This window comes from Candidatus Atribacteria bacterium (assembly GCA_011056645.1).
GTDB lineage: Bacteria > Atribacterota > Phoenicimicrobiia > Phoenicimicrobiales > Phoenicimicrobiaceae > Sediminicultor > Sediminicultor quartus.
The window spans coordinates 1-9,657 of the sequence record DSEL01000189.1 but is presented as its reverse complement, the minus strand read 5'-3'; the positions used below and the strand labels follow the sequence as shown (position 1 = coordinate 9,657).

Annotated in this window: 10 protein-coding genes; 3 read left to right on the top strand and 7 right to left on the bottom strand. The window is 32.5% G+C overall.

The features are described 5' to 3' along the window. Positions 1–205 precede the first annotated feature (205 nt). From ENO17_09120 to ENO17_09095, 6 genes are all read right to left on the bottom strand, one after another. Positions 206–1,396, bottom strand: coding sequence for a pyridoxal phosphate-dependent aminotransferase family protein (locus tag ENO17_09120; protein HER25194.1), 1,191 nt, complete (start codon positions 1,394–1,396; stop codon positions 206–208). 37 nt (positions 1,397–1,433) lie between these two features. Then, positions 1,434–2,342, bottom strand: coding sequence for a quinate 5-dehydrogenase (locus tag ENO17_09115; GenBank protein HER25193.1), 909 nt, complete (start codon positions 2,340–2,342; stop codon positions 1,434–1,436). A 31-nt stretch (positions 2,343–2,373) separates the two neighbouring features. Beyond that, on the bottom strand, positions 2,374–2,898 hold the full coding sequence (locus tag ENO17_09110; protein ID HER25192.1) for an XRE family transcriptional regulator: 525 nt from the start codon (positions 2,896–2,898) through the stop codon (positions 2,374–2,376). Between the two features lie 350 nt (positions 2,899–3,248). Further along, the gene (gene mnmA / locus ENO17_09105; GenBank protein HER25191.1) at positions 3,249–4,295 is read right to left on the bottom strand and encodes a tRNA 2-thiouridine(34) synthase MnmA; all 1,047 of its coding nucleotides are present in this window, start codon (positions 4,293–4,295) and stop codon (positions 3,249–3,251) included. A gap of 30 nt (positions 4,296–4,325) precedes the next feature. Next, positions 4,326–5,333 (bottom strand): DUF814 domain-containing protein, encoded by a 1,008-nt coding sequence (locus ENO17_09100; GenBank protein HER25190.1) that lies wholly within the window; start codon positions 5,331–5,333, stop codon positions 4,326–4,328. Next, on the bottom strand, positions 5,323–5,790 hold the full coding sequence (locus ENO17_09095) for an Rrf2 family transcriptional regulator (protein HER25189.1): 468 nt from the start codon (positions 5,788–5,790) through the stop codon (positions 5,323–5,325). The genes ENO17_09100 and ENO17_09095 overlap by 11 nt, the downstream gene beginning before the upstream one ends. 269 nt (positions 5,791–6,059) lie before the next feature. Between ENO17_09095 and ENO17_09090 the strand changes: the two genes are divergently transcribed. Genes ENO17_09090 through ENO17_09080 form a run of 3 tightly spaced genes read left to right on the top strand, consistent with a single transcriptional unit; the run spans position 6,060 to position 8,102 of the window. Next, entirely contained in the window at positions 6,060–6,749 is a 690-nt protein-coding gene (locus ENO17_09090; protein HER25188.1) for a hypothetical protein, read from the top strand. Positions 6,750–6,787: 38 nt separating this feature from the next. Next, positions 6,788–7,393: an RNA polymerase sigma factor gene (locus ENO17_09085; protein ID HER25187.1), complete on the top strand. Its 606-nt coding sequence runs from the start codon at positions 6,788–6,790 to the stop codon at positions 7,391–7,393. After that, complete coding sequence (locus tag ENO17_09080) at positions 7,371–8,102, top strand: hypothetical protein (GenBank protein HER25186.1); 732 nt, start codon at positions 7,371–7,373, stop codon at positions 8,100–8,102. Before ENO17_09085 ends, ENO17_09080 begins: the two co-directional genes overlap by 23 nt. 16 nt (positions 8,103–8,118) lie before the next feature. Here the strand turns inward: ENO17_09080 and ENO17_09075 are convergent, their stop codons facing one another. Continuing rightward, the gene (locus ENO17_09075) at positions 8,119–9,534 is read right to left on the bottom strand and encodes a M23 family metallopeptidase (protein ID HER25185.1); all 1,416 of its coding nucleotides are present in this window, start codon (positions 9,532–9,534) and stop codon (positions 8,119–8,121) included. Positions 9,535–9,657: the final 123 nt, after the last annotated feature.

Below are 9,657 nucleotides of genomic sequence, written 5' to 3'. Positions count from 1 at the left end.
TGCTTATATTATATAATAATCTTTTATAGAGATTATAAGGTATCTATATTTTATTGTCAAATAAATTCGTTATATTATATTTGTATCATGTATCGAATATCATGTGAAGAAATAGAAAGAAATAATTTGAAAAAAGCGACAGCTATTCTTTTTTTCTCAAAGTTCCCTAATAAAGTATATACTAACCGCTATGTTACTAAATTATTCATTTGACCAATCTTAATTTCCTCCCGGCTCTTTCAAAGATATCCAGAGCTTTATCAATATCCTTAGAAGTATGAGTTGCCTGAACATGGGCTCTTAATCTATTAGTGCCTTTAGGAATTGCTGGGAAAAGGATAGGGCAGATAAATATTCCTTCATCATTAACTATTTTACACAATTTTAAAGTTTCTTCCTCTTCCCCGATTAATATAGGAACAATACTGGTAGTACTATTCATGGTATTGTAGCCCATAGAATTTAGTCCATCTTTAAATTGTCTGATATTTTTCTGCAAATTTGTTACCCGCTCGGGTTCATCTTCTATTACCTCTAAACAAGCTATAGCAGTAGCAGCTGCTACGGGAGGCAGACTTGCTGAAAATATAAATGGTCTGGAATTATGCTTTAAATAAGTAATTAAATCTTTTTCACCTGCCAAATAACCTCCAATACTGGGAATAGTTTTACTTAATGTACCCATGTGAATATCTACAACCCCTTTAAGGCCAAAATGTTCTTCTATACCATGGCCGGTTTTCCCTAATACTCCGATAGAGTGAGCTTCATCCACCATTACTTTAGCATGATACTTTTTAGCTAACCGTGAGATTTCGGGTAAATCAGCAACATCTCCATCCATACTATATACCGCATCAACTATAATCATTTTGTTAACATAATTATTAGAGTTTGCTAGAATTCTTTCTAAACTTTTCATATCATTATGCAAGTATGATCTATGAGTTGCTCCAGAAAGAAAACAACCATCGATGATGCTGGCATGATCTAATTTATCAATTATTACCAAATCTCCTCTCTGGCAAAGTGTAGTAATGGCTGCTAAATTCGTTACATATCCACTGCTGTAAGTAACCGCGTCCTCTGCCTTTTTAAATTTTGCAATCGTCGCCTCCAATTTTTCGTGTATTTTGGTAGTACCCGCCAATAATCTAACTCCTGCAGCACCTGTTCCATATTTTTCAATGGCATCAATGGCTGCTTTTTTTATTTTGGGATGAGTGATCAACCCTAAATAATTATAAGAAGCAAACATTATCATCTCCCTGCCATCAATAGTAACTCTGGATCCAGACGCTCCATCTATACTTTTTAAGTAAAAATACCGTTTTTCATCTTTCATCTTTTTTATTCTTTGATTCAATTCATTTATTTTTTCTTCTAATGGAATCACTATTCCTCTCCCCCCCTCTTTATCCTTAATTTTTTAATTAATTTAACTTCTCTATCCTTGGCTTAAAGCCAGTTTTTTCAACTAATTTCAAATAATCTTCCGGTTGTAATTCTTCCGGAGATTTTCCAGATATAGCTACCAAAGTAGCTTGAAATACATTGGTGCCAAAAGACCTTCCGTTAAATTCAGGAGTTGTGGCAATTAGATAACTCGCCCCCCTTTTTCTAAGATCTTCGACATTAAAACTAGTAACGGTATTGGTTATTACAACTTTACCCTGCATATCCTGGGGCATATATTGGCTAATAGCCAAGTAATCTCCGGCAATTATATCGGCATCATAAAAATATTTAATGTATTTTAAATTAGATTTTTCTTGCTTTTCTCCTGTAGGATATAAATATTTTATCGGAACGTATATTAATATCGGTAAAAGTAAGCGAGCAAAAAATTCAATGCTTCGGAAAGAATGAAGGGGAATAGGAACATTTAAACCAAATATTAAATCTCCAAAAGTCATCTCACACCCCGCCTCTATTAATCCTTCAGCCATTCCAAATCTATCCACTGTGATGGTGAGTAAAGCTTTTTTCCCTTTTAGTGGAATATTGGTTTGAGTATCTATATATTTTACTACGCCCTTCTCTAACACATATTTTATCCCGGTACCATCAACAATAGGAGTTTTTTTAATAACACTAATTATCTTTTCTGACTCTCTTATAGTATATCTTTTGCCCCTGGGGCCGGAATACAGGTAGAGATCCGTCCCTCCCAAACTGAAGACATCTACCTTCCCGTCATTTTCCTGAAATATTTGCATCATCTTTTTAACATCGCCATCAGTTCCTCTTCTTTCTATCTCTACTTGTTCTCCCAAGATCTCAACCACAACTTTGTGATTTCTGGTAGAAGAACCTAAGCTAACTCCTAAAACTTTCTTCATTCTTTAGTCCTCCTTTTCTTTGGAATATAGATTAATTTTTAACCTGCTTTACTATTTCTATAATCTTTTCAGGATTAACATATTTACTTTCTTTAATCGGTGAATGACCAATAACAATACCAATTACCTGTACGCTGAATATTTTTTCTACTATCGGCACTCTCATGTCTGATCCCAGGAAAATAATCAAGTCAAAATCTGCTAAGTTCACAATTATCTCCATAATCTCATCAAACAATTCACTTTTTCCTTTTTTCTGTATAAACTCAAAGCGTTCTTCTTGGGTGAAAAGCAAAATATATTCAATCCCCAGCTCTTCTGCTACAATAGCTATTTCTTCTTTGTTTTTGATAGGAAATCCGATTAAGGCAATCTTATTGCCTTTTCTTATCTCACCTAAACTTTCTAACCTGGAGACAAAAGTACGCTCAACTCCTAATTTGCGAGCTACTCCTTCCTGAGTTATACCTTTAGTACGCAATTCTAAAATTTTATTTAGTTCTTTATTTAATTTTTCTTTACTGATAACTTTTTCACCAATTCGTAAAAACTGCATCTTAAAAATCTCCTGTATACATTTTTGTATACACGTAATATAGCATATTTTTTTTCTCTTGGCAAGTTTTTTATTCGAATCTTTCGAAGAGTAGCAAGGAGCATATAGGATATAGCAACAAGTAATATAGAAAAGATTAGTGAGTTACGTATTTAGCGGATTTAGTAATGAATCGAAACAAATTCGTATCTCATATTTGATTTGTTGGTTTATTAGTAACCTGGTTGGTTAGTTGAGGAAATTGACTTCAAAATGTAAACAAAATAATTTTAGTTAAATTGATGGCTAAATCCAGATAAATAAAATATTCATTCATTGTAATTTAAAATTTTTAATCGATTGTTTTAACGCTATTGAATAATCCCTCCTCCTATTACCACATCTCCCTGGTAAAATACTGCAGATTGTCCAGGGGTAATTGCTCTTTGTGGTTTTTCAAAATTTATCAGCACTTCATCCTCTTGGTAAGGGGAAATAATTGCTGAAGATTTTTTGGTATTATATCTTATTTTTACTTCTGCCTTTATAGAATTTAACAGCTTATCACCAGAGATAAAATTTAAATTCTTTACTAATAATTTATCTCTGAATAGATCTTCGTCATCGCCTAAGGTAATTACATTTTGCTGGGAATTTATTTCGATTACATATCTACGCTTATTAAGTGCTACTCCTAATCCTTTCCTCTGTCCGATAGTATAAAAGGGAATGCCTTTATGCTCTCCCAATATTTTGCCTCTTCTATCAATAAAATTACCTGGTTTAACAACATCTTTAATATATTGAGTCAAAAACTTTTTATAACTATCATCCTGGATAAAACAAATTTCCTGACTCTCTTTTTTCCCATAATTTTTTAATCCATATTTTTTAGCTACTTCTCTGGTTTGGCTTTTCTGAAATTTACCTAAAGGAAACAAGACATATGGTAATATTTGCTGGTTTAACCTATAAAGAAAATATGACTGGTCTTTATTTTCATCTATCCCTCTCTTAAGCAAATATTTCTTGTTTTTATGGTTAAATTCATTGATAGCATAATGACCAGTAGCCAGATAATCCGCCCCTAAAGATTTTGCTTTCTCCAATAATAATCCAAATTTTATTTTCAGGTTGCAGACTACACAAGGATTGGGGGTTCGACCGGCAAGATATTCTCGGCAGAAATAGTCGATAATTATTTTTTTAAATTCTTTGGTAAAATCTAAAATTTCCCAGGGTATTTTTAGGTCTTTGGTAACCCGCTCCACAGAATCTAAATTTTCGTCACCCTCATGATGATGAATGGTTATCCCGACAATATCATAGCCTTCCTCTTTTAATAGAGCCGCGGCCAGTGAACTGTCCACTCCTCCGCTCATAGCTACAACAACTTTAGTTTTCGACTGATTCATCATAATAGCAGTTTCTCTTTTTGTGCTTAGTATTTATCCCTCTACCCTCAGGATTTCTAACTTATCTTCTATTAATGGTTCTACCTTAATTGTTTTGACAAATTCTCTTGATTTAGAATAACAATTAATATTGACTTCTTTATTTTCTTCTTCATTTTTATCACAATATCGAGCTGTAATCCGACAGGATCTAACCATTAATTCATTATCTATTTTATATCCCCCTCTTTTTAACAAAGAAACAGGGCCTTTTAAATTTTTTGCTTTAAAAAGTAAATCTTCATCTCTGTAAAAATTTTGCAGCTTTTCATTTTCTTCTTTATTTCTTCCTACTACCAATTTCATATCCTTACTTAGTCTAAAGTGACGACCTAACTTTAATAGTTCTATCTCCTCTAAAGAATAATTTTCCTGAGTGAATAAATCTCTTAATCTTTTAGAAAAAGCTGGCTCAGTTAGTTTGCATCCTCCTGCAGGCGAAGGATAATCCTTTATCTCCATTTCAGCAGCTAACTCTATCTGTTTTTTTCTCGATCTACCAAAAATGTCCAATAATTTATTTCTGTCCACCAGCTTCTCTTGTTCAGGAATAGTCTCCGCTAACAATAAAGCTGATAACGGACGAAGAATTTTACCTTCAAACCCTGATTCTCTCTCAATTAAATCTAAGCTATTTCTGTTCTGAGACATCGGCCTTTCTCCCAATACTTCTCCGCTTAAGATAAAAGAAGCTCCTATCTGGTTCATGTATTCTCCCGCTTTTTTAAACATAAGAGTATGACAGTCGATACAAGGATTCATATTCTTTCCGAATCCATGCTTGGGCTTTTTTAAAATTTTTAGAAGTTCTTCGGTAATATCTATTATTTCTAAATTTATTTCTAAATCTTTTGCTAATAAAAAAATTTCGTCCAAACCAAAGAAGGGAGTCTTAAAATTAACACCTATTACTTCTATTCCCTGTTGCTTGATAAGTTTTATGGCTAAAATGCTATCTAAGCCACCAGAAAACAAAGCAACTGCTTTTATCTTATCTTTCATATGCTTGCCCTTCTTTTATTTTTTGGGTTATTTTACATAAATCTTTCAAAGAAGTCGCATCTAAGGTTTGGTTTATTTTCTGAGTTACTTCTTCCAGTAATAACTTTATAGTACAATCTTCAATTTTTTTACATTTTTTTAGGCTACTCTTACTAATTTTTTTGCCGGCTAAAATACAATCAACTAAAACTATCGGACCTTCTACTGCTCTAATTACATTACCGGCACTTATCTTTTCAATTTCTTTAGCTAAAAGATATCCTCCTCCTGCTCCCCTGGTACTTTTTACTAAATCTGCCTTCTTTAATTTATTAAATAATTGCTCTAAATATTGTAAAGAAATGCCCTGTCTTAAAGATACATCTCTTAAAGAAACTGGTTCCGAGTGATTACATTGAATTTGAGCTAAATCTATCATAGCTCGAAGCGCGTACCTTCCTCGAGTTGATAATTTCATTCTCTTTACCCCTTTACTATTTTACCTATGATGATAAATTATATTATTTATGACTATTTTTGTCAACATTATCCATGATTACGTATATCTGAGTATTGCATGTTACTTAAAGGAAATAATTTAAAAGTTTCCCAAAATGACTAGCGCTTTCGTGAAACCTTTGAAAGAAAATTACACTGGCTAGCGTATTATAAAAGTAGAGCTTAGAATAAATAAATTTCCCATGCTCTATTTAAAAGATTATAATAAATTATAAATGAGAAAAAAATATGAAGAAAAGATTTGCAAAATATATTACCTTATCTATAATAGTCTTTATTCTAATGCTTTTTAGTTCAATGTTCATCTACGCCTGGGATAACTGTCCGTATAGTTTGAAAGATGACCCTTATCCGGGAGACTGCAAAAGGTATATCGATATGGACAAAGATGGTATTTGTGACCGTTCTCAACCATCCCCGGAAGACCGTGATACCAATATAATTTTTTACGAAGAAAACATCGAAGAAAATACGAAAACCGATACTGAATATCTTAAAAATGCTGACCAGAAAGTTACAGGAAGTTTTTTCGTTGCCGAAGCAGCTTCTAATCAAAAAACTTTTTACGGCTCTCTGCCTACCGAAAGGAGACCTCTACCTGATTATAACTTTTTAGAAATATTTTTGGTATCTTTGCTTATATATTTTTGCACTAAATTACTGGCTCGAAAATTCGAGATAAATTTATGCAGGGAAAAGAAATTTTGGAATATCTTCTTGTTAATCAGTTTTTTAGGTTCAGCAGGAATGGGAATGATCCTGGTATTTATTAGAGATTACAATTGGTTTAAGTCTATTGATTTTAATTTCTTATTCTGGCATGTGGAGTTTTCTGTCGTTATGGCTCTATTAGGGTTATTTCATACTCTCTGGCATTTAAAATATTACCTATCTATATTCAAGAGAAAAGGAAAATAACATCAAAAAGTTTTAAAAAATAGAAAGAATTAAAAATTATGATTATCGCTTCAGAGTGTACTAATAAGACTGATGAACAAATAGTAGCCCTGACTTTAAAAAATCAGGAATATTATCTATATATAATGAAACGCTATGAAGCCAAGCTCCTTAACTATATTTTAAAAATATCAAATATAAGCAGGGAAGATGGCGAAGATATTCTTCAGGAAGTATTTATCAAAGCTTATCAAAATTTAAACGATTTTGATTTAAATTTTAAATTTTCTAACTGGATATATAGCATTGCCCATAATATTACTATTAGTGCTTACAGAAAGAAAACGGTACGCCCTCAAACAACTTCTTGGGAAGATAAAGATTTAAATAGTATATTGGAATCTACTATAGATGTAGAAAATATAAACCTTCAAAAGTTAACTTATAATAAAATTTTAACCATAATCAACCAACTATCTTTAAAATATAAAGACGTATTGATTTTAAAATTTGTGGAAGGAAAGGATTATCGGGAAATAAGCGATATTTTACATAAACCGATGGGTACTATAGCTACTCTGATAAATCGAGCCAAAAAATACCTTAAACAGGAGTTAAAAAAGGAGGGCATCACTTTTTACAATGATAAAAAATATAAGCAATGAAGTTTTTAAAAAAATAAAAGATGATAATATTAAACCTAAGCCGCGCTGGTATTTTATCACAAAAAATTATTTTATCTGGTCGATATTCGGAATTTCTATCATTTTGGGAAGCTTTGCCTTTAGCATGATTCTATTTATCATCAAACAACTTGATTGGGACATTTATCACTATATGGGAGACAGTTTTGTAAAAACTGTTTTTATAAGCTTGCCTTACCTTTGGTTAATATTTTTAGCCCTCTTTACCGGAGTGGCTTACTATAATTTCTTTCACACTAAGAGAGGCTATCGATTCAAATTTATATCAATCCTTTTAATCAGTTTGATCATTAGCATCGTTTTAGGAACCGGTCTCTATTTTAATGGTTTTAGCGAAAATTTACAAAAAATCTTTTCGGCAAAACTCCCCTATTACAACCAACTGGTTTATTCTTGCGAAGAACAATGGATGCAACCTAAAAGAGGACTTTTAGCGGGGACAATCATAAAAATAGGGCTTCCTGAAAATAATTTTATTCTTGAGGACTTAGAAAATAATCGATGGGAAATCGAAGCTAACAAAGTAATATGGAAAGGGAAAATTACTCCTGTAATAGGTATAAAAATAAAGCTTATTGGTAAATTAATAAATGATAATAATTTTAGGGCAATGGAAATCAGGCCATGGCAAAAAGGTCAGGGAAGATTAATGATGGGAGGAAATCGGTAATTTTTTGTTTTTCTGATCATTCCTTTTCTAAGTTAATGGATCGTAGATTATCTGATCCCAGGGTTAAATCTAATCCTCTATTTTTTTCTAAATCATTAAGCAATCTATCCTTTGCTTCTTTGAATTGAGCCTTATACTGGGGATCAATTGAAAAAGCAGCGGGAAGTTTGATTTTTAAGAAATCTACCTTTTCTCCATTTTTACTAATGGAAAAATCTAAATGCGATCCAGTAGCTAATCCGGTAGCTCCAACATAACCTATTATCTCGCCCTGTTTTACCTTTTGGCCATTTTTTAATCCTGTGGCAAAACGAGAAAGGTGCCCATAAGCTGTGATATAGTTATTGGGATGCCTAATTTTAATATAGTTTCCATAACCATTATCCCAACCAACATAAATAACCGTTCCGTCCCCAATGGTAGAAACCGGAGTTCCGGTTGGAGCAGCATAATCAATAGCCAGATGAGGACGCCAAATTCTTAAGATCGGGTGTAAACGGTTTTTAGAAAAATAAGAACTGATATACTTGTAATTTAAAGGAGCTCTCAGGAAGGCCTTTCTTAATGATTTTCCTTCTTCGGTATAATAATCTGTATGTCCTGTGGGATCGGTAAAAAAAATAGCGGTATGTTTGCTAAGAAGTTCACCTTCGTATTCGGCAGCAAGTATATTTCCCCAACGATAAAAATCTCCTCTATACTGCTTTTCAACTAATATCTTAAAAGTATCACCTTCTCTACATTCAGTAAGAAAATCTATCTGCCAGGCAAAAATATCGGCTATTTGGAGGGCTAATTGAGGTGAATTAGCACATTCTAACATTGATTCATAAAGAGAGCTTTTAATAACCCCCTCAAAATGTACCGTTTCTCGAGAAATCTCTTCCTTTACTACTTTTAAGTCTTCCGAATCCGAAGCAGGAATATCTATACAATAAATATCGATAGGATTTGGTTTATAGATAAATTCTGTTACTTTTCCTTCCGGGCTATATTTTAAAGAATATTCACTACCAACCGGAAGATAACTGAAGTCTACTACAGATTTAACTTTTTCCTGCAAATTAAGTATCTCAGCAGCGGGAACGCCTTCTTTAATTAGAGATTCATAAAGAGTATCTCCTGCCTGTAAATTACCGTTAATTGTAATTAGTTCTTTCTCTTTTTCTTGTTGAAAAGAGTTTTCTTCTGCTAATATCTCGGGGACCTCTTCTGTTTCATCGGTCGCTAATTTCAAAATTTCTTCTGAAGTAGGAATCGTTTCACTGTTTTGTTTGGTAGAAAATAATGGAAGGATCTTAAAACAAAATGTACCTGTAAATAACAATAGTATAAATAATCCACCAACTATCATTTTTATTTTTTTTGCTCTTCTTTTTTTGTTGGAATAGGTATAATAATAGGAATGATAGTAATATTTTTTCTTTGGCAAGATTGTCAATATCCCCTTACAATGAAATTAGTCCTTAGTGAATAGTTGTTAGTATTAAATGCTGCCACAAGTTCTATCCCTACTTGTTCTCTCTTTTACTATCTTACACTATGTATTATATAT

Excerpts from the sequence above, each read along its gene's own strand:
- ENO17_09115 (HER25193.1), bottom strand. The coding sequence starts at position 2,342 with ATGAAGAAAGTTTTAGGAGTTAGCTTAGGTTCTTCTACCAGAAATCAC.
- ENO17_09110 (HER25192.1), bottom strand. The coding sequence starts at position 2,898 with ATGCAGTTTTTACGAATTGGTGAAAAAGTTATCAGTAAAGAAAAATTA.
- mnmA (HER25191.1), bottom strand. The coding sequence starts at position 4,295 with ATGATGAATCAGTCGAAAACTAAAGTTGTTGTAGCTATGAGCGGAGGA.
- ENO17_09100 (HER25190.1), bottom strand. The coding sequence starts at position 5,333 with ATGAAAGATAAGATAAAAGCAGTTGCTTTGTTTTCTGGTGGCTTAGAT.
- ENO17_09095 (HER25189.1), bottom strand. The coding sequence starts at position 5,790 with ATGAAATTATCAACTCGAGGAAGGTACGCGCTTCGAGCTATGATAGAT.
- ENO17_09090 (HER25188.1), top strand. The coding sequence starts at position 6,060 with ATGAAGAAAAGATTTGCAAAATATATTACCTTATCTATAATAGTCTTT.
- ENO17_09085 (HER25187.1), top strand. The coding sequence starts at position 6,788 with ATGATTATCGCTTCAGAGTGTACTAATAAGACTGATGAACAAATAGTA.
- ENO17_09080 (HER25186.1), top strand. The coding sequence starts at position 7,371 with ATGATAAAAAATATAAGCAATGAAGTTTTTAAAAAAATAAAAGATGAT.